Source organism: uncultured Salinisphaera sp. (assembly GCF_964012375.1).
Taxonomy (GTDB): domain Bacteria; phylum Pseudomonadota; class Gammaproteobacteria; order Nevskiales; family Salinisphaeraceae; genus Salinisphaera.
The window spans coordinates 1-19,250 of the sequence record NZ_CAXGSH010000050.1 but is presented as its reverse complement, the minus strand read 5'-3'; the positions used below and the strand labels follow the sequence as shown (position 1 = coordinate 19,250).

General features: G+C 63.8%; 19 protein-coding genes and 1 pseudogene. 6 read left to right on the top strand and 14 right to left on the bottom strand.

The genetic code is table 11. From position 1 onward, the window contains the following. Positions 1–41: 41 nt before the first annotated feature. From fliT to ABNU97_RS10165, 6 genes are all read right to left on the bottom strand, one after another. Positions 42–383, bottom strand: a complete 342-nt coding sequence (fliT, locus tag ABNU97_RS10190; RefSeq protein ID WP_348766624.1) for a flagellar protein FliT — start codon at positions 381–383, stop codon at positions 42–44. A gap of 4 nt (positions 384–387) precedes the next feature. Then, positions 388–834, bottom strand: coding sequence for a flagellar export chaperone FliS (gene fliS, locus ABNU97_RS10185; RefSeq protein ID WP_348766623.1), 447 nt, complete (start codon positions 832–834; stop codon positions 388–390). A gap of 22 nt (positions 835–856) precedes the next feature. Then, positions 857–2,266, bottom strand: coding sequence for a flagellar filament capping protein FliD (fliD, locus tag ABNU97_RS10180; RefSeq protein ID WP_348766622.1), 1,410 nt, complete (start codon positions 2,264–2,266; stop codon positions 857–859). A gap of 145 nt (positions 2,267–2,411) precedes the next feature. Next, positions 2,412–2,795: a hypothetical protein gene (locus tag ABNU97_RS10175; protein WP_348766621.1), complete on the bottom strand. Its 384-nt coding sequence runs from the start codon at positions 2,793–2,795 to the stop codon at positions 2,412–2,414. Between the two features lie 55 nt (positions 2,796–2,850). After that, on the bottom strand, positions 2,851–3,273 hold the full coding sequence (locus tag ABNU97_RS10170; protein ID WP_348766620.1) for a hypothetical protein: 423 nt from the start codon (positions 3,271–3,273) through the stop codon (positions 2,851–2,853). Then, positions 3,270–3,644 carry a hypothetical protein gene (locus tag ABNU97_RS10165; RefSeq protein WP_348766619.1) on the bottom strand — a complete coding sequence of 125 codons (375 nt, stop codon included), beginning with the start codon at positions 3,642–3,644 and terminating at the stop codon, positions 3,270–3,272. Before ABNU97_RS10165 ends, ABNU97_RS10170 begins: the two co-directional genes overlap by 4 nt. Positions 3,645–3,765: 121 nt before the next feature. Between ABNU97_RS10165 and ABNU97_RS10160 the strand changes: the two genes are divergently transcribed. Genes ABNU97_RS10160 through ABNU97_RS10150 form a run of 3 tightly spaced genes read left to right on the top strand, consistent with a single transcriptional unit; the run spans position 3,766 to position 5,972 of the window. After that, positions 3,766–4,605, top strand: a complete 840-nt coding sequence (locus tag ABNU97_RS10160; protein ID WP_348766618.1) for a uroporphyrinogen-III synthase — start codon at positions 3,766–3,768, stop codon at positions 4,603–4,605. Between the two features lie 40 nt (positions 4,606–4,645). Further along, entirely contained in the window at positions 4,646–5,092 is a 447-nt protein-coding gene (locus tag ABNU97_RS10155) for a DUF3429 domain-containing protein (protein ID WP_348766617.1), read from the top strand. Then, positions 5,085–5,972: an alpha/beta fold hydrolase gene (locus tag ABNU97_RS10150; RefSeq protein WP_348766616.1), complete on the top strand. Its 888-nt coding sequence runs from the start codon at positions 5,085–5,087 to the stop codon at positions 5,970–5,972. The genes ABNU97_RS10155 and ABNU97_RS10150 overlap by 8 nt, the downstream gene beginning before the upstream one ends. A gap of 42 nt (positions 5,973–6,014) precedes the next feature. Here ABNU97_RS10150 and ABNU97_RS10145 read toward each other — a convergent pair whose 3' ends face one another. Beyond that, positions 6,015–7,379, bottom strand: coding sequence for a 3-oxoacyl-ACP reductase (locus ABNU97_RS10145; protein WP_348766615.1), 1,365 nt, complete (start codon positions 7,377–7,379; stop codon positions 6,015–6,017). Between the two features lie 290 nt (positions 7,380–7,669). Here ABNU97_RS10145 and ABNU97_RS10140 point away from each other — a divergent pair, with 290 nt between their 5' ends. Both ABNU97_RS10140 and ABNU97_RS10135 read left to right on the top strand, forming a co-directional pair. Beyond that, positions 7,670–7,885 (top strand): hypothetical protein, encoded by a 216-nt coding sequence (locus ABNU97_RS10140; RefSeq protein WP_348766614.1) that lies wholly within the window; start codon positions 7,670–7,672, stop codon positions 7,883–7,885. Beyond that, on the top strand, positions 7,882–9,030 hold the full coding sequence (locus ABNU97_RS10135) for a hypothetical protein (RefSeq protein ID WP_348766613.1): 1,149 nt from the start codon (positions 7,882–7,884) through the stop codon (positions 9,028–9,030). Before ABNU97_RS10140 ends, ABNU97_RS10135 begins: the two co-directional genes overlap by 4 nt. Before the next feature lie 87 nt (positions 9,031–9,117). Here the strand turns inward: ABNU97_RS10135 and ABNU97_RS10130 are convergent, their stop codons facing one another. The 4 genes from ABNU97_RS10130 to ABNU97_RS10115 are packed head-to-tail and all read right to left on the bottom strand — an operon-like array spanning position 9,118 to position 14,483. Then, positions 9,118–9,396 carry an acyl-CoA-binding protein gene (locus ABNU97_RS10130; protein WP_348766612.1) on the bottom strand — a complete coding sequence of 93 codons (279 nt, stop codon included), beginning with the start codon at positions 9,394–9,396 and terminating at the stop codon, positions 9,118–9,120. A 25-nt stretch (positions 9,397–9,421) separates the two neighbouring features. Beyond that, the gene (locus tag ABNU97_RS10125; protein WP_348766611.1) at positions 9,422–10,723 is read right to left on the bottom strand and encodes an alpha/beta fold hydrolase; all 1,302 of its coding nucleotides are present in this window, start codon (positions 10,721–10,723) and stop codon (positions 9,422–9,424) included. A gap of 5 nt (positions 10,724–10,728) precedes the next feature. Next, the gene (locus ABNU97_RS10120; protein ID WP_348766610.1) at positions 10,729–11,988 is read right to left on the bottom strand and encodes a serine hydrolase domain-containing protein; all 1,260 of its coding nucleotides are present in this window, start codon (positions 11,986–11,988) and stop codon (positions 10,729–10,731) included. Next, positions 11,985–14,483, bottom strand: coding sequence for an acyl-CoA dehydrogenase (locus tag ABNU97_RS10115; RefSeq protein WP_348766609.1), 2,499 nt, complete (start codon positions 14,481–14,483; stop codon positions 11,985–11,987). The genes ABNU97_RS10120 and ABNU97_RS10115 overlap by 4 nt, the downstream gene beginning before the upstream one ends. Positions 14,484–14,626: 143 nt before the next feature. Between ABNU97_RS10115 and ABNU97_RS10110 the strand changes: the two genes are divergently transcribed. Then, positions 14,627–15,346: a TetR/AcrR family transcriptional regulator gene (locus ABNU97_RS10110; protein WP_348766608.1), complete on the top strand. Its 720-nt coding sequence runs from the start codon at positions 14,627–14,629 to the stop codon at positions 15,344–15,346. Between the two features lie 351 nt (positions 15,347–15,697). On the opposite strand, the gene ABNU97_RS10105 is transcribed toward ABNU97_RS10110, so the two are convergent. The 3 genes and pseudogenes from ABNU97_RS10105 to ABNU97_RS10095 form a co-directional block, all read right to left on the bottom strand. After that, positions 15,698–17,530 carry a long-chain-acyl-CoA synthetase gene (locus ABNU97_RS10105; RefSeq protein ID WP_348766607.1) on the bottom strand — a complete coding sequence of 611 codons (1,833 nt, stop codon included), beginning with the start codon at positions 17,528–17,530 and terminating at the stop codon, positions 15,698–15,700. A 103-nt stretch (positions 17,531–17,633) separates the two neighbouring features. Continuing rightward, on the bottom strand, positions 17,634–18,380 hold the full coding sequence (locus ABNU97_RS10100) for a hypothetical protein (protein WP_348766606.1): 747 nt from the start codon (positions 18,378–18,380) through the stop codon (positions 17,634–17,636). Positions 18,381–18,433: 53 nt separating this feature from the next. Further along, a pseudogene (locus ABNU97_RS10095) lies at positions 18,434–19,250 on the bottom strand (DUF445 domain-containing protein); the annotation flags it as partial.

Below are 19,250 nucleotides of genomic sequence, written 5' to 3'. Positions count from 1 at the left end.
GCAGCATCATCGCTTGAACGTTAGAACCGGCACGACCGGCGCTAGCCGATCGCGGCCTTTTCGTAGGCGTTCTTGACCCGCCGCTGCGAGCGCGCCTGACAGATGGCGCCGGACAGTTCGTCCATGCGCTGCTGTAGCCGATCGCGCAGCTCCTGCTCGCTGGCCGCGATCTGGATCAATACGGCACGCTTGGCTTCGCGAAACGCTTCGTTGACGGTCACGTCGTATTCGATGTTCATCAGCGTTTCCACCTGGCAGAGGTGTTCGCTTTTCATCTCGACCAGCTCTTCCCAATCGCCGGCGACGGCGATCTCGATCATGCGCTGGTTGAGCTCGAGCAGCGCGGCGTAGCCGGCGACGATTTCCTGTTGCTGTTGATTCATGGCCTCAAGCCTGCTGTAGCGAAGGGGCGGACTGGACGGCAGCAACCGACGGCATCGACGGGGCGGTGCCGATCTGCTTCCATGCCGAACCGATATCCTCGAGCAGCGTGTCCACGTGCGCGATCTTCGACGCATCGCTATGGATATTGGCACGGATCAAAGTGCGGGTCATATAGTCGTAAAGCGAATCCAGACGCTCGGCGATCTCGCCACCGCGCTCGATATCCAACGCTGCCCGCAGGCCGAGTTCGATGATGTCGATGGCCTTGGACAACGCCTGGCCCTTGCCGGCCGCGTCGTTCTGGGAGATCGCCCACTGCGCACGCCCGAGAGCGCTGCGCGCGCCGTCGAACAGCAGTACGATCAACTGGTGCGGGCTGGCACTCATGGCGTCGGTCTCGACGCCGAGTTTCTTGTATGCACTTGCCGCGCGATTTGCGTAAGAAGCCATGAGCGTTCCTTGCTATTAATGCCTAATCGCTCGATTTGTTGAGCGATGCGAATTGCTGGGTGAGGTAATTGCTGGTCGAGTTGATCGACGCCATGATCGAGTCGAGCTGCACGAACTGCTTTTGATAGCGCGCGATGGTGGAATCGATCGACTCCTGTTCGCGCTCCATGCTTTCTGTGAGATTGTCGATGCGGGTTTTCATGCCGTTGCTGGCCGACTGCAGCAGACCCTGCTCACCTGCGACGGCATCCAGCGTGGATACCAGCACCTTCGACAGACCGCCGCTTTCGTCCTTGCCGGCCAGCAGCTGACCGACATCGGCGAGGTTGTTCGCCAGCGCCTTGTCGAGCTTTTCGTCGTCGATCTTCATGGTGCCGTCGCGCTGCAGGCTGATGCCGATTTCCGCCAGGCTGGAAAAGGCACCGCCGCTGATCGGCGTGTTCAGCGCACCGCGCACTCGCGTTTCCGCGGTACGCGCGGTCGAGTCGCCCAGCAGCACCCCGCTGATCTCTTTCTCGCTGTCGAAGGCGGTGAGCTTGTCCGACAACGTATTGACGCTGTTATAGGCCTTGACGAACTTTTCCAGCGCGGCTTTCACGGAATCCGTGTCGCGGGTGGCGGTCAGCGACTGGGGCTCGCTGGTGGTCTTGCTCAGCGTGAGGGTCACGCCTTCGATGGCTTCCTCGACCCGGTTGGTCTGGCTGACGATCGCAATGCCGTTGACCGAAAGCTTGGCGTCCCGCGCAGCCACGGTCTGGCTCATCGCACCGCTGCCCGCCGTGCTGTCGTAGTTGAGCAGATCGCCCAGCGGGGTGGAACCGTCACCGTTGCTTTCTGCAACGCTCACCGAGATCTGCGAAGCCGTGCCGGTGGTGTTGGACGACAGCACCAGACGGTACGGGGTGCCACTGCCGTCGTTGACGATGGAGGCGTTAATACCGATATCGGCGCCGTTGATCGCGTCGCGGATGCCGGACAGGCTGCTGTCGGCGCCAGCCAGATCGATATCGACCGTTTCGCTGACGTTGCCGGACGCATCGCCCAGCGAAAGCGTAATCGTGCCGCCGCTGCCGATCTTGTCGTCCACACTGGCCTGGCCGGCGCTGACCAACGACTGGCTGCGTGCCAGCTGCTCGACTTCGATGCTATAGCTGCCCGGATCGGCCTTTTCGCTGGCGACCGCCTTGAAGGCATCGCTATCGGTGGTGGTCTTGACCCCTTCGTAGAGGCTTGCCTTGCCCAACGATTCGGCCGCGGTCTGGAAATTGGCCAGCGAGCTCTGAAGCGTGCCGTAGGCGGACAGCTTGGTGTTGTAGCTGCTTGCCTGTCGCTGCAAAGGAACCAAGCGCTGCTGCTCGGAGCTGCGCAGCCCGTCGAGCAACGAGCTCAAATCCAGTCCGGAGCCGATTCCGAGTGACGATGTAACTGCCATGGCGTACCTGCGAATAACACGTGCTCGATACAACGAGCTGGGTTGCAGAGCCTATCGGCGCCGGGCCACGAATCCTTTAACGTATGAGCCGCCTTATGAAACTTTTTTTGCCGCGCCCTACAACGGGGCGACGGCACAAGGGGTTTCAGGGCGTGGTGGACCAGCGCCGGCCGCCTTCGACAGCCTTCTGACCCGCAGGACACTCGACCGTGCGTGTTGAATAGGTCCGCCCGCTTTCGCCCGCGCAGCGGGTGGGCCGATCGGGCTGACCGTCGTAGCCGTCAAGCTGATAGTTGTCCGGCCAGTAGTTAGACGGCCAGTGCTCGGTTTGCGGCTGTAGATAGATATGCACGCCGGCATCGGAATCGCCATGCCCGAAGCCGGGACGCGGCCCATGGCCATGTGCGCTCGTTCGCGGCTGCGAGGTTTGCGGCTGGGCGGGCTGGGCCCATAGCGGCAGCGCGCCCAAAGCGGGCAGCCCCAGGATCAGGGCAGCAGCGCCGGTAGCGATACGATTGAGGCGTTTCATCCTGCGATTAACGGCGGCGCGATTTCATTCTTGAGCCCAGCCGCCGCGACGCGTGTCAGGATTCGTCATCAGCGCGATCGCGCCGAGCGGTCGAATCCTGCTTCTCACGCCATTCTTGCAGGCTTTCACTGCGTTTTTTCGGCCCCGGCGCGAACAAACCCGACAGGGCCCGGCCGACATTGCGATTGAATGCACGCACGTTGTCGTAGATGCCATCCGCGCTGTGCTGCGTGCCGAACCAGCCGGATATGGTGCGATGCGCGGTCTGCAGGCCAACGGTGCCGGTATCGACCACCTGCTCGACGCTTTCCTGGCGGCGACGAAAGCGGTTCCGTGCACTCACCAGCAGCCCGGCATCGCCATAGCCGGCTGCCAGCACGCGAAAGCGTTCCCGGGTGTCGGCGATGGCCATGTTCAGCCGTATCGCGGCGACGATAACGACGACGAAGGCAAGGCTTACCGCAGCGACGACGATCATGAGCCTGTGGGGTGGAAAATATCCAGATGGGCTTCGACACCCTGCGAGGCGAGCTGTTGCTTCATCTCGCGCGCCACGATCTCGTACACCCGTCGTCGGATCATGCGCGGGGCCACGCCCACCAGCGCCGCGCCCCAGCGTGAACGCGCCCGGGCCAGGGTCATGGGGTTGATCACCTCCACGATGATGCGACTGCCGCTGACCTCGGCCAACACCCCGGCGAGCTCCTCGTTGGCGTGTTCGAGATCGTGCGCGAGCTGCGCGATCTGTGCATTGAGCGCATCGAGCCGGCGATAGGCACGCCAGAGCAGATACCCCGTCCCTGCCAGAGCGAGCGCGAATACGATGCTGATACCGACTGCAAGCGTCATGGACCGTGTTCCTGACCGTGCCAATAGTCGATGTCAGTGTGACGCCATCCGTCACGCCATGGCAACTGTCGTGCGCGGCGGCACTCGGTACACTGACCTTATTGCACCCATGGACGCACTCATGACGACATCCCCCGACGCCAGAGATCTCGAAGGCTGCCGTATCGGCGTGCCCGAATCGCGTCAGCTCGACCTGTTCGCCGACATGCTCGAGCGACGCGGCGCGCTGACAGTGCGCTGCCCGCTGGTCGATATCCGCGACACGCCGGACCAGGCGCACGTGACGCGCTGGCTCGACGACGTCATCGACAACGGTCTGGACGAGATGATCTGGCTGACCGGCGAAGGCCTGCGCCGCCTGCGCGACTTCGCCGAACGCGACGGCCAGACGCGACTGACGGCGTTCGTCGACCGGCTGGGTCAGGCGCGCACGATCACGCGCGGGCCCAAGCCCGTACGCGAACTGCGCGCGCTCAAGCTACGCAGCGACGTGGCCGCGACCCAGCCAACCACGGCCGGCGTCATCGAAGCGCTCGCCGATGCCGACCTGGCCGGCCATCGCGTCGGCGTGCAGCTGTATGGCAGCGACCCGAACACCCCGCTGATGGATTTCCTGGGCGACAAACAGGCCCAGGTGAAGGCGGTGGCGCCCTACGTCTATGCCGACGAAACCGAAACGCCGCAGGTTCTGGCGTTCATTGACCGTATCGTGGCGGGCGACATGGATGCGGTGGCATTCACCAGCTCACCCCAGATCAAGCGGCTCTACAAGGTCGCCCGGGCCAACGACCAGGCCGCGGCGCTCACGCGCGCCCTGAACGGGCTCTGCGTGGCGGCGGTCGGTCCGCTCGTGGGCGAACGCCTTGAAGCCGAAGGCGTACAGGTCACGCTCATGCCCGAGAGCAACTATTTCATGAAACCGCTGGTGCGCGCGATGGTGAGCCACTTCAAGCCGGCATGAGCGGGTAAGATCGCGTTTCGCCCACTGCTCAACGCTTCCCATGGCCAAGAAAAGATCCGCCCTGCCCGTTGCCTGTGCCCTCGGCCTGCTTGCGCTACTGCCGTTCGTCGCCGGCCTCTATCACGCTTATAGCGGCTACTCTCTGGACGCACGCACCGCATTGCGCTGGCTGCTGCCGTATCTGGCCACTATCGTGGCCTTCATCGGCGGCGTGCAATGGGGGCGCATGCTCGCCGCAGGACGGGCCTCGGCGCTGGACATGACGTTGGCCGTGTCGCCGGCCATCGTGGCCTGGGGCGCGCTGCTCACTGCCGCCCCCTGGCGCGCCATCCTGCTGATCGCCGCCCTGCTTGCCGCCTGGCTGATCGACGAACACGGCGCGCGGCGCGGCTGGCAGAGTCGCGGTTTCCTGCAGCTGCGTCGGCTGCTCACCCTCGTGGTGACGTTCTGCGTGGTCGCCATCGCCTGGCGCGTCGCCCGTGGCTGACACGCGGCTGCCGCCTCTCGAGATCGCCGAGCATACGCTCGCGGCCGGCGACGGCGGCTGTTGTCTTGTCACCTCGGTACGCGCCGAAGGTGTGGCAACCCGGGCGCCGGTGGTTCTGGTATCCGGCATGTTCACCGGCCGGCGCTTCTGGCTGTCCGAGCGACAGATCGGGCTGGCCGCCTATCTTGCCAGGCGCGGCTACGAGGCATTCATCGTTCAGCGCCGCGGGCTGTCGGATTCGCCGCCCTGCAGCGCCCGCGCCGGGCTGATCGACCACGTCAAATACGATCTGCCCGCGGTACAGGCGCACATCAAACAGCGCTACGCACAGCCGGCGTTCTGGATCGGTCATTCCTTCGGCGGCGTGATGTGCGCGCTTGCCAGCGCCCGCTATCTCGAAGCGCAGGCGATCGCCGGACTGGTGCTATTTGCCAGCCAGTTCGAGGTCGACAAGCGTATGCTCGATTGGCCCGCCAATCGGCTCACCCGTGGCCTGGCCTGGCTGCTGGGGTATTTCCCCGCCCGCGCGGCCGGTCTTGGCCCGGAAAACGAGCCGACCGCAGCGTTGATGGATGCAACCCACTGGGTCGAAACCGGCCGCCGAAACTCCTATCTTCGCGACACGCTCCGGCGTATCGGCCAGCCCGTACTCGCGGTGTCCGGGGCGGCCGATCGTGTCGATCCCAGCGCCGGCTGCCGGCGTTTCATCGATCACTTTTCCAGCGTCGACAAACGCTTCGAGCAGGCGGGCACCGCCACCGGCTACAGCGTCGACTTCGATCACCCCGGTATCGTGGTGAGCAAGCCTGCCCAGGCAGAAATCTGGCCGTTGGTGGCCGACTGGCTGGACCGCCGTGCGGCCATGAAAAAGCCGGCCTGAACACAGGCCGGCTCGATATCATCGCAGCAAATAGCGGCGATTTTAGGCGCCGATCAGGCTCTGGCCGCAGACACGCAGCACGTTGCCCGAAATACCGCCTGCACCCGGCGTCGACAGGAAGGTAATCGCCTCGGCCACATCGCGGGGCGTGCCGCCCTGCGACAGCGACGACAGCCGCCGGCCGCCTTCACGTACGCCAAACGGCATTTCGGCGGTCATGCGGGTTTCGATGAAGCCCGGCGCCACGGCGTTGACGGTCACGCCGCGATCGCGATCGGTGGCGCCGCGGCGTTCGACAAAACCGATCAGTCCGGCCTTGGTGGCACCGTAGTTGGTCTGGCCGCGATTGCCGGCGATACCGCCGATCGAGCACAGACAGATCACGCGACCATATTCGTTGATGACGTTCTCTTCGCCGAGCAGGGCATCGACCTTGATGATTGCCTGCAGGTTGATGCTCATCACCATGTCCCAGTAATGATCGGGCATGTTGGCCAGCGTCTTGTCGCGGGTCACGCCCGCGTTGTGGACAACGATATCCACGCCGCCAAACTTCTCCTTGAAGAAGTCCGCGATCTGGCGCGGCGCGTCATCCGCGGTAATATCCAGCGGCAGCGCGGTACCGCCGAAACCGGCGACGGTTTCCTCGAGCGTTTCCTGATCCTGGGGAATATCCAGGCACACCACGGTCGCGCCTTCGCGCGCCAGGCGCTCTGCGGTCGCCGCGCCAATACCGCGGGCCCCACCGGTAACCAACGCCACCTTGTCCTTTAGCGGCTGGGTGGCGGGCACGGCCTCGGGCATGCGGCCGGCCTTGGTGACCGTCAGCGGCTGGCCATCGACGAACGTGCTGTAGTCCGAAAGCAGGAATCGCAGCGGCGCGGCCACGCGATCCTCGGCACCCGGCTCGACGTAGAGCATGTTCGCGGTCGAACCAAGCTGACCGATTTCCTTGGCCAGCGAGCGCACGAAGCCTTCCACCGCACGGGCCGCCGCGGCCGCGGACACGCTTTCCATCGCCGACGGCAGACTTGAAAGCACCACGATACGGGCGTTGCGCGTGAGCTTGCGCGCCACCGGATGGAAGAAGTCGTAGAGGGCATTCAGTTCGGCGACATCGGCCATGTTCGTGGCATCGAACACCAGCGCGTCGAACTTGTCCTCATCGCCCGGCGTGGGCTTGTCGGCACGCTGTACGTTGGCGCCCGCGGCTTCCAGCGTGGTACCCACACTCGCGATCGCGGCCGCGTTGGCCGTCGCGCCAACCAGAATCTTTTCGTTGTCGAGAAAGCGCTCCTGATATGCGCCTTCGTCCCGCGCGAGTTCGGTGGGCGTGGGCAAGCCCAGCGTCTTGATGACATTGCGAACCGTCGAGTTCGACGACGCACGGACTAGAAAATCACTCATTTGGACTCCTCGATTGGTTGGCGCTGACGCGGCCCATAGCCGGTCATCGTGCACCGCAACATGATTAAGTTTAGGGCACCCGCTTGTCAAAACAAGTCGGTTGCCGCGCAATTTCTGGCAAAAAGGGGCGCGGACGCCCGAGACGGGCGCATTCGAACCCGTTCCCGATTCGTTCAAACCCGCCTGCGTGCAACCCCGGCTTGATGTAGCATCGGATAAAACATCGGTTTTCGAGCGCGCCGACCGCGCCAGCAACGCGCCGGCGCGCGGCACGCGAGGCTTGCACAGACATGAACGGTGACGACGATCGTCTGCCCCTGGATTCGCGCACACAGGCCGTGATCGACGGCCTGCCGCCCGACGAGCGCGAGCACCTGCAGACGTTGATGAAGAATGCGGCCCGCCATCAGCGCACCCTGCTTGAAACCGCGCTCGACGAGGCCGTGGGCATGGTGCCCGCGCCGCTGCGTAAACGCGTACAGAAACTGTTCCTGGGCCCCTCATGAGAAATCTGGCCACCCAGGCTGAACTGGTAAAACTCGCGCGTATTCTGCAAACCGACACCGGCGAACTCGAACATCTGGACTATCTCGAAGCCGAACGGCTGCGTACGCTGCGTGAAGGCATCACCGAAGCGCTGTTCGAAAAGTTTCGGCCGACGTTCACCGGCTTCGCCCGGCTGTCGTCGATCGTGCCGCTGGCCATCAGCGCGCGAATTGCCGAGCGCGTGCTCGGGCCAATCCTGGCCGGGCGTATTGCCGGCGAGATGGCGCCCGACAAAGCCATCGACCTGGCCGCGCGACTGTCCGACAGTTTCCTGGCCGATACCTGCCTGCATATCGACCCGGTACGCGCGCGGCCGATCATTGCCGGGTTTCCGGTGGATCGCGCGATCGCGATCACCCGCCTATTACTGGCGCGTGGCGAAATCATCACCATGAGCCGGTTCGTGGACGTGCTGCCCGAACATACCCTGTTCGCAGCCACCGATGCGATCGAAAACGAGAGCGACCTGCTCGAAATCGGCTTTTTTGTCGAGGACAGCAAACAGCTGGATCGGGTGATCGCGCATCTGGACCGCGACCGCCGCGAGGCCATCGTGGCGGCGGCCGCGAGCGAGCAACTCTGGCCCGAAGTCCTTGCCACACTACTACGCATCGGCGAGCACGCCCGGCTGGCCATGGCCGAGCTGGCCATGGCCCAGAACGCGGCCATACTCGACTCGCTCATCCGCGCGGCTGCCCAGGACGATCTTTGGCCGGCATTGCTCCAGATCGCCGACGAAATGCCCAGCCGGCTCATCGGCACGCTCGCCAGCGAACCGGCCTTTACCGACGCAGCCGTGATCCGCAGCGTAATCGACTCGGTGATCGCCAACGATCTTTGGGCTCGGTTTCGTAATCAGACCACGGCCATGGGCGAAGAGCGCCTCGCCCGCGTGCTGGAAGTGGCCGCCAACGAGCGCAAGCCCTTTCTCTGGGAGCTCGACCGACGCCTTCAGGCCGACGACGCGGACCGCGACGCGCTGACCAACGCGAGCGCCCGACTTTCGGCCGAAACGCGACAGCGTGCGCATGGCGCCTGCGCCGGTGGCCTGCTCGCCGAAGCGCTTGCCGACGCCGGGCGTAGCACCCCCGACAGCTCCACCTGAACCCGCGACCCTGGGGCGCCAGGCCCCTGGCCTGGCGCCGGCCGCAGCCGCTGCGCTCGTCGCCCACATGCGAGCCGCCTGAACGGCCTAGCCGTATTCGGCTTCGACCTTGTCCACTTCGGCGATGTATTCCTGCATCGCCTGTTCGCTGTTCTTGCCTTTCATATCGGCCCAGGCCTGCCATTTATAGCGGGCAATCGGGTTGAGCATGCCGGGTTTCTTGCCCTGGACGTCGCCGTCGGTGGCCTGGCGGTAGAGCGCGTACATCTTGAGCTTGTAGTCGTTCGACGGCTTGAATCCCCCGTCCTCCGGCGCATTGCGCACCTTTTCGACGGCTTCCTGAAAGCGGCTTTCCAGATCAGACATAGAGATTAAGGCTCCTGTTTTCGGATTAATGGGTGGCCGGCTTCAGGCGCGGTGCCAGCCAGTCGTGGATCGCGGCATAGACATCGTCGTGATGCACCAGCGCGAAGTGATTCATGCCGTAGAAAATTCGGCCGTCCTGGTCGCGGGCGTTGAACCGACGGCTGGGGGCATCGGCATGGCCCACCGCGCTCGACACCGGCACCAGCAGATCGCCGAACCAGCGACCCAGCGGGTCGTCGCCGCGGCGCCCCAGGGTCGCGGCAACCAGAAAGTGGCCGACATGATCGGGCGAGGCGAGCGCTTCGGGCGGCGTGGGTCGGGCATGCGTGTCCTGCTGCCAGTCCTCGTCTCGGAGATAGCCCAGACTGAGATCCTTGACCCCGGCGCTGCGAATCTCGCCAAGCGCCGACAGCGGCCGCGTATAAGGCAGCCGCGTGAGCGTATGGGTGAACTGACGGCCCAGACGTTCGAGCGGCGCGCCCAGATGCGGCGAGCCCAGCAGAACCAGGTCGGTCAGCGTATCGACCCAGTCATGGCCGGCCTGCTCGGCATAGTGGCAGGCGCTGCGCGCCACTAACCCGCCCATGCTATGGCCGACGATGGTCAGCCGTTCGATCGCGGTCGGGTAGCTGGCATGCAGTGCCTGCAGCAGCGCCGCGAAATCGCGACCATTCTGGGAAATATGGCGCCCGCTGTTGTAGCGAAGACGTAGCGCCGTATAGCCGAAGTCGCCCGCCAGGCGCTGGCCGAAGTCGTCGCGCCCGGCCTGGCGCCACTGCTGATCGTTCATGCCCAGACCGTGGACCAGAATCACCACGCGTGGACTGGGCTCGGCCAAGGCGGCGCGCAGGCCGGGCACGCTCGGCTCGATGGCGCGCCCGGCTTCATCGACGAGCGTCATGGTGAGCGCAAGCTCATTGTCGCTGCGCTCGAGATAGTCGCCGAACGCCCCGTTGAGCGCGCTGTGCACGCCCAGTGCGAGCCGCTGCGGCATGTCGCGTTTGCGCCCGGGCACCAGCGTTTCGGCCAGCCCGGCCACCTGGCGCACGCCGAAGAAGCTGAGTCGGCCGATATCGCGTACCCGGCCATAGACAAAATCGCTGCCCCGGCCAATCGGCCGCGCCGGCGGGGCCAGTCGGCTCACGGTTCGGGTTACGGCCTGGTGGATACCGTTGACGATATTCACCGAGCCGACGAAGGCGTCGGTTGCCATCGACAGCCCGCCGCGCAGCCAGACACCGCGATCGGCCACGGTGCGTGGTGCCAGGGGTTGATGCGCCACCTCGGTGGCGCGCGATTGTTGCTTTGTCGTCTTCGGATCGGCCATGCGGATCAACCTCGACATTGCCAGGACAACGTACTCAAAAGCTGGCCGAGCGCCAGCAGATGGCCCCCAAGGATGGACTTGCCGGTCACCAGCAGCGATACCGCGATATCGCGATCCGGGTCCGCCCAGCCCAGGATGTTCATGAAGCCCAGGTGACCGTAGGCGCTGCCGGTCATCGGCCCGTACAGGCCGAACGGGTTTACGCCCAGCATCAGGCCTTCGCTGTATCGCATGGGAATCTTGAGCGTATGGTCGTAGCGCAGGCGCACCGCGGGCTTGATCGCGCGGCGAATGGTGTCCGGCTGCATGACCTGACGGCCTTCATAACGACCGCCATCGAGCATCATCTGGTAAAAGCGCGACAGCTCTTCGGCCGTGGAATAGAGATTGCCCGCGGGAACCACCGCGTCCATGAAGTAGTCGCGATTGGAAATATCGACCACTTCTGCAAAATCGGCTGACAACGCTTGGCGGGCCAGCATGGAGATGGGAAAGCGCACCGGCTGACCGGCGACATAGTTCGTGGCCACGCGACCACGCGAGCGACCGTCCAGCCCGTAGGTGAAATAGCGCATCCCCAGCGGCTGACGAAAACGTGTATCCAGATAGTCGGTGAAGGACATACCGGTCACGCGCCGAATGATTTCGGCAAGAATGAAGCCCCCGGTTATGGCGTGGTAGGCCAGACGTTTGCCGCCCTTTTCGGCCGGCGCCGCGCAGATCAGTTCGATACACCGTTGCCAGTCGAGCAACGTCTCGGGGCCGTCCGCGGGGTCCACGTCGAACATGGGGAAACCGCCCTGGTGCGAAAGCACCTGGGCGATGGTCGTACGATCCTTGCCGCCGCCGGTGAATTCCGGCAGGTAGTGCGACACCCGATTATCCAGGTCGACACCGCCCTCTTCGGCGAGCTTGTGCATCAGCATGGCGGTAACCGCCTTGCTGGCCGAGAACAGACAGATCGGCGTATCCGGCTCGGCCAAACGCGCATGCGGCCCACGGCTTTCGCCAGGGCCACCGCCCTGTGCATAGCCGATCGATCGGTTCAACACGATCCGGCCGCGCCGGCGCAGACAGAAGGTGGCTGCCGGGTAAGCCCCCGTCCGATAGAGCGCTTCCACGCTCGACCAGATCGAATCGACCGCGCCCGCGGTCAGCCCGACCTGCTGGGGCGCGACTTCGGCGGCGGCATCCACACCCGTGATACGGGCAAGGCTGCCACCGCCGACGTCGACCAGCTTGGCGCCGAGCAAGCTTCGGGTCATGAGGCGATGCGCAGATCCGCTGGCCGGCCCTCTTCGCGCCGCGCCTTTTCAGACAGCGGATTCGCCAGATATTCCTTGCTGAAGTCGTCGGTGAGCAGCACGTCGTAGCGCATCCGATCGTATTCGCGAATCTGCTGAGCCTGATCGGCCGACAGCAGCTGCTTGGCAACCGCACTTTCAAGCTGCTCTTCGACGGTTTCGCCTTCGATCTCGCCATGCTTCACGCCGCGCAGAAACTCGCTGTAGAAGCTGTCGACTTCCTGCAGTTTCTCGAAGGCGTTCATCAGACGACCGGTCGGATCGTTTTCACCGCGGCCAATGTAGAGATCGTAGCTCATGCGCTTACCGAACGGCGTATCCAGCTTCATGTTGAGCATCATGTCGCAAACCGCGGCATTCATGCTATCCGTCGGGCCGGAGAAACGGCGACCGCGCGGCAGGGCGATCAGCTTGAGCACCGGGCGCGCCGCCTTGATCGGGTAGTTGCGCACGAACTCGTGGAAAGCGTTCTCGATCGCGTGCAGGTGATATTCCATCGCCCAGGTCGCATGCACCTTGTCTTCGTCGGTGCCGCCGTTGACCTCAAACCCCTTGAGAGTGGCCGAGGCCATGTACAGATGGCTGAGCACATCGCCCAGGCGCGCCGAGGTCGACTCCTTGAGCTTCAGGGCGCCGCCCAGCGTGCCCATGGACAGGTCGGCACAGAAGGCCAGCGCCGCCGAGAAACGCTCCATGTGGCGATAGTAATCGCTCATGGCGTTGTTGACCGGCGCCTTGGCCAGCCGCGCGCCGGTCATGCCCAGCGTAAAGGCACGCACCGCACGGTTGACCGAATAGCCCAGATGGGAGAACAGCAGACGGTCGAATTCCTGCAGGCCGGCATTGAAGTCCGGATTGTGGGCCGCTTCCATCTCGCTATAAACGTACGGATGGCAGCGGATCGCGCCCTGGCCAAAGACCATGAGGCTGCGCGTCATGATGTTCGCGCCCTCGACGGTAATCGCCACCGGCAGCGCCTGATAGGCCGCGGCCAGATAGTTGCGCGGACCCATGATGATGCCGCGACCGGAATGAATATCCATGGAGTGGGTAATGACCGTGCGCATCATCTCGGTGGAGTGATACTTGATCATCGCCGTGACCACGCTCGGCGTGCAGTGATCCACGCCCGAAGCCGTGAGGTTGCGCACGTTTTCCAGGATATAGGCATAGCCGCCGATCACGCCAAGGCCTTCACGCACGCCCTCGAAATTGCCGATTTCGGTACCGAACTGACGACGAATACGCGAGTAGGCGGCGGTGATGCCGTACATGCCCTTGCCCGTAGCCGTGGACAGCGCCGGCAGCGAGATACCGCGACCGGCCGACAGGCATTCGACGAGCATGCGCCAGCCCTTGCCGGCCTTGTCGGGACCGCCGATGATCGAATCGATCGGCACGAACACGTCTTCGCCCTGGATCGGGCCGTTCATGAACGTTGCACCCGGGAAGTGGCGACGACCGATCTTCACGCCCGGCGTATCGGTGGCCAGCAGCGCACAGGTAATACCGTAATCGACCGTGTCCGGATCGCCCAGAAGGCCGTCCGGATCCTTGAGCTTGAAGGCCAGGCCCATCATCGTGGCAACCGGTGCGAGGGTGATATAGCGCTTGTTGAAGCTCAGCGACAGGCCCAGCACCTCTTCGCCGTCGACGGTGCGCTTACACACGATGCCGGTATCCGGCATCTTGGTGGCATCGGAACCGACTTCCACGCCGGTCAGCGCGAAGCAGGGCAGCTCCTTGCCGGAGGCCAGGCCTGGCAGCCATTTCTCCTGCTGTTCCTTGGTGCCGTAGTGGGTGAGCAGCTCACCCGGGCCGAGCGAGTTCGGCACCATGACCGTCACCGCCGCGGTCAGCGAACGGGTCGCGATCTTGGCCACCACACAGGACTGGCCGTAGGCCGAGAAGCCCAGGCCACCATGCTTCTTGGGAATGAGCATGGCAAAAAAGCCGTTGTTGCGGATATAGTCCCAGACGTCCTCGGGCAGGTCCTTGAGCTCGAAGTTGACCTGCCAGTCGTCGATCATCGCGCACAGCTGCTCGGTCTCATTGTCGAGAAACGACTGCTCCTCGGCGGTCAGCTTGGTGAGTTCGAAATCGTGCAGCTGTTTCCAGTCCGGACGGCCGCGAAACATCTCGGCTTCCCACCAGACGTCGCCAGCTTCAAGGGCTTCCTTCTCGGTCGGCCCCATTTCCGGAAGGATTTTGCGGAACACACCGTAGAGGCGCTTGGTCATCAGCGCGCGGCGCACCGGCACGGCATTGAAGATGGCCAACGGCACGCCGACCACTACGGCCGCTACGGCCACGCCGATCGGCCCGAGCACACCGGTTGCCCACAGCGCCGCAACGGCTACCACGGTCACCGCGCTGAATACCGCGAGCGACACGCCACGGTAGAGCAATGTCCAATACAGGCCAACGAGTACTAATGCGACAATGAGTGCTGTCATGACTATGGCTTCCATCTTGAACGGGTTGTCATCACCACTTATGCCCCTATCTCACTCAGGCAGCGCAGCGAATCCCGTTTTCGAAAAAGAATTGTTTTCAGATCATAGCAAGACGACTCGGCTCGTCAAGCAGGCTCAAGCACGTGAAAGAAACAGATCCAAAATCTTCCAGTCGTAAGCCGCGCCGGCGCGGCTATCGTGGGCTCAGCGCAGAGCAGCTCAGAACACAGCGCTATCAGCGACTTATAGCCGCTGGCACCGATTTGTTCGGGGAGCGCGGCTATGCAGCCACGCCGATCGAGGCCGTGTGTTCGCATGCCAAGGTATCGACGCGCCATTTCTACGAACAGTTCGAAGGCCGCGAATCGATCCTGCACGCCGTCCACGCCGAACTGGTCCAGCGAATGGATCAGATCGTACGAACATCGCTCACGGAAACGCGCACCCCCCTAACCCAGCGGGTGGCCGACACCATCGAAGCCGCGGTGTATTTTCTGCTCGACGACCCGCGTCGCGGCCGCATTATCTGTATCGAGGCCGTAGGCGTATCCGAAGTCATGGAGAAAAAGCGCCGTGAAACGACCCACCAGCTGGCCGAGATCATCCGCCGCTATGCCGAGCTGATGGCCGAGAACGGCGTGATTCCGGCACGCGATTACCACCTGCCGTCGGTGGCGCTGGTGGGTATGTTCAACGAGCTGATCGCGGAATGGCTGACCGAGAACACGGGTCTGAGTGCGGCCGAGATGGCGCGCGAAGCCAAGATTCTGTTCCGGGCGATGATCTTCGGGGCCCAGCATTACGAAGCCACCCAGTCCGGCGACGACGATTTCGATACCGCCGCCTCCAGCTCCGCCGGCTGAATCCCGCCAGCCCCCGCTAAGCGAGGGCCGGCGCGCAGTCTGGCCCGTGCTCGCCGCTAGCGGGTGGCGTCATGAGATATGACGTCGCATTGCCCGGGCCGGGCGTGTCAGGCAAGGCGCGGGGCGCCGAGCGTGGCAGGCCCACGGTCAAGGCCCGCCAGCAGCATGGCGCGTCCGGCGCGCGCAACCCCCCAACGAATAACGATCGGTCGGCGGCCAAGCCGCGGCAACCCTGCGCCATGGTCGATTTTCAAGGGCTCGCTTGCGTGGAACGACCACGCGCCGCTCGCAATGCCTTGTCTTGCCGCGGCCTGGCCGCCGATGCGCCGCCTTATCCTATGACGACACGCCCTAGAGCTGGATATCGCCGTCGGCCAACGCGTCGCGGGTGGCGTCGTCGATCGGCTCGTAGCGATCAGCGCCGCCCTTGAGCATGTAAACGGGCTCGTCACCCTCGGGGCTATAAGCCTGCTTCTTCAGATCGACCTTGCGATATTTCATGGTGCCGGTGACTTCCTGCTCCGGACGCAGGCGGATGAACACGGGCACCGCGTAGTCGGGTAGCTGGTCGCGCAGATGGCTGACCAGCGCGCCCCAGTCGATATCCTCGAGATCGCGTACCGGCGTAATCGCGGCCATGCCGGCACGGCCGTCGCTATGCGGCACCTCCACCCCGTAGACCACCGATTCCTCGATCTGGCTGAAGGCGTTAAGCGCATTCTCGACCTGGGTGGTCGCCACGTTTTCGCCCTTCCAGCGGAAGGTATCCCCCAGGCGATCGACGAAGGCGATATGCCGCATGCCCTGCCGGCGCACGAGATCGCCGGTGTTGAAATAGCAGTCGTCCTGTTTGAAAACACCGCGGAAGAGTTTCTTCTCGCTGGCTTCCGGGTCGGTATAGCCTTCGAAGGGCGCGAAATCGGTCACCTTGTTGAGCAACAGACCCGTTTCGCCCTTCTTGACCTCTTTCATGCGGCCGTTGCTGTCGGTGACCGGCTCCTCGGTTTCCGAGTCGTATTCCACCACGGCGAACGGCAGCGGACAAAAGCCGGCCGTACGATCCATGTTGAAACCGTTGACGAAGATCAGGTTGCCCTCACTGGCACCGTAGAACTCGCACACCCGTTCGATGCCGAAGCGTGCCTTGAACTCGTCCCAGATATCCGGCCGCAGGCCATTGCCGATGACCGCCCGAATGGCGTGGTTGCGATCGTTTTCATGCGGCTCGGCCTGCAACAGGTAGCGACATAGCTCGCCGATATAGCAGAACACCGTCGCCTTGTGATGACGCACGTCCGGCCAGAAATTGCTGACGCTGAACTTGGGGGCGAGCGCGAACGTCGCGCCGGCACACAGCACCGACGACCAGGACACGGTCAGCGCATTGTTGTGATAAAGCGGCAGCGGGCAGTAAAACCGGTCTTCCGGGGTCAGTCGCAGCCCCGCCATGCCCAGGCCCGCACCGCCGCGCAGCCAGCGTACGTGGCTCATGCGCGATGCCTTGGGCATGCCGGTGGTACCCGACGTGAAGATATAGAAGCAGGTGTCCTTGGACGACACCTCGGCGGCATCGTCGAGATTGCCGGTCGGTTGGTTGGCGGCCTCGGCAACGAAATCGGTCCAGCCCTCGGGCGCCGGCTCGGTGGCTGCCCGGCTGCTGCTGGGCACCAGCCATAGCGGGCTAAGGTCGGCGATGCCGGACTCGCCGCGTATTTCGTCGAAGGCTTCGAAAAGTTCGTCGCCCACGAGCATGGCCTTCGGCTTGACCGTGCTCAGGCTATGCGCGAGCACGTCGCCACGCTGTTTGGTGTTACACATCGCCGCGGCCGCGCCGAGCTTGGCCAGCGCCGCCACGATGAAAAGGGTTTCCGGCCGGTTGTCCAGCAACACCCCCACCACGTCGCCTTTTTCTATGCCGCCGGCCTTGAGAGTGCGCGCATAGCGGTTCGCGTTGGCGTTGAGCTGGGCATAGGTGTAGCGCTCGTTCTCGAACGTGATTGCGTCATGCTGGGGGCTGCGTCCGGCATGACCTTCGATCAGCGTCGCGATGGTGATGTTGTCGCGGAACCTGGACTTGAGTAAAAGGCCCGCGCCCATGAGCAGCCGGTCGACCCCGCTGAGTTTGTCGGCGGTGGGTTTCAACACATCCCAGACACTCAGCGTGTCGCGCTCGGATTCACTCATCGACCGGTCTCCTCGTGGGGTCAGGTTTCTGTATGTAGAAACGATATATTTTCGGCTTTATCAGCTTAACAGCACGACGCGCACTCGGGCAGAGCCCTACGCGCTAGCCACCGCCGGCCGACGGGCGTGCGGACGCCGGATCCAGCGGTCTGCAGTCCTGCCACAGGGCCTTGCCATAGTCGCTCATGTGGACGCTAAAGCGTTGAAGCCGCGGATAAAGCCGCATGTCGCGACGAACCCGATCCATGGTGTTTCGTAGCTGGGTGTCGGCCATGAGCAGCTCGTACTGATCCGCCAGGCGGTCGTCTTCGGGGCCGGCTTCGAACACGCCCAGCGCGAGCAGTTCGCTCATGTATTGCGGCACGTAGTCGCGCAGCAGCACGCCGGCATCGCGTCCGAGCGAGCTGGCGTTGGACAGCACCACCACGCTCACCGGCCCGGCCGGCAGTCGCCCGGCGGCGATATGGCATAGCGGCGCGATTTCGCGATCGGCCAGCAGCGCCATCATCGCGACCTGATCCGGGACGAGCCGGGCCAGGGTCTGGCGATACATCCATACCCGGGCCGCTTCGGGATCGATACCGCGCGACTGCGCGATCAGCCGCGCCATCATGTCGCGCGGGGCCGGGCCCTCTACCGTTGCAGCGCGCGTGCGCGCACTGGTATCCACGCCGTCGTCGGACATTGCGTCCAGGCGCTGCTTGAGTTCGGCCATGGCCCAGCTTTCGGCATCCTGAAAGCGGCGCACCGCAGAACCGGCAACCGGCCATTCCTCGGCAGCGCGTGCGGCCTGGCGCAAAAACTGGAACGCTCGCGGCGTTCGCACCGTCAGATTCTTTCTGCCCGCCATCGTCTATCTCCAAATCGAGACGGCCGCGCTGTGCACGGTCCGTGTTGCCGACCTCATCCCAGGCCGGTCATGCTGCCAAAACGTTCCATGAAAACGCTCGAGAAGAGCACGATCAACTGGAACCAGCCCACGGCCAGACCCAGGGCTGCGCCCACCGCAATCAGTATCCACTCGTCTTCCTCGAACGCGGGCCGCAGCATGCCTTCGAACTGGCGCGGCGTGAGGCTTTGCAAACGCGTGACCAGCGTTTCCCGTATCGCCATGGCGTCTTCGGCATAGCCGGTCATATGCGATAGCGTCTGCGGCATGCGAGCCACCACCTCGGCCACGGCGTCGGCCTTGATCTGCTCGTATTCGTCGCTGCCCCAGGTCCAGTTCACGAACGGGCGGGCCATGCTCGCACTGGAGTCGATCGCACGCTGCACCTCGGTCTGGACCAGCGCGAACAGTTTATCGGCATAGGGGCCGGTCAGAATCTCTTCAAGAATATTGGCCGGGGTGAGAATCTGCGTGGCCACGAGGTTGCCGTAGTCCGCGGCGACCTCCTGTTGTCGCTTGAAGAACAAGCCCTGAATCGTGAAGCCAAAAATACGAAAGCCGCGCTTGGGATTGAAGATCATCTTCAAGGCCAGCCAGTTGGTGGCCCAGCCCACGAACAGTCCGAACAACGGCAGCAGCCACCAGGCCTGGAAGAACACCCAGATCAGCATCTGGATCAGGCCGAAGGCAAACCCGAAGTAGGCGCCGGAACGGCCGATGAATACGAATTCGTTGCGACCGGTTTCCAGAAAGATCCGGTTGAGCAGATTCTTTTCGCGCACCAGCACGCGGGTGATCATGCCCTTGAGATCGAACATGTAGCGCACGTTG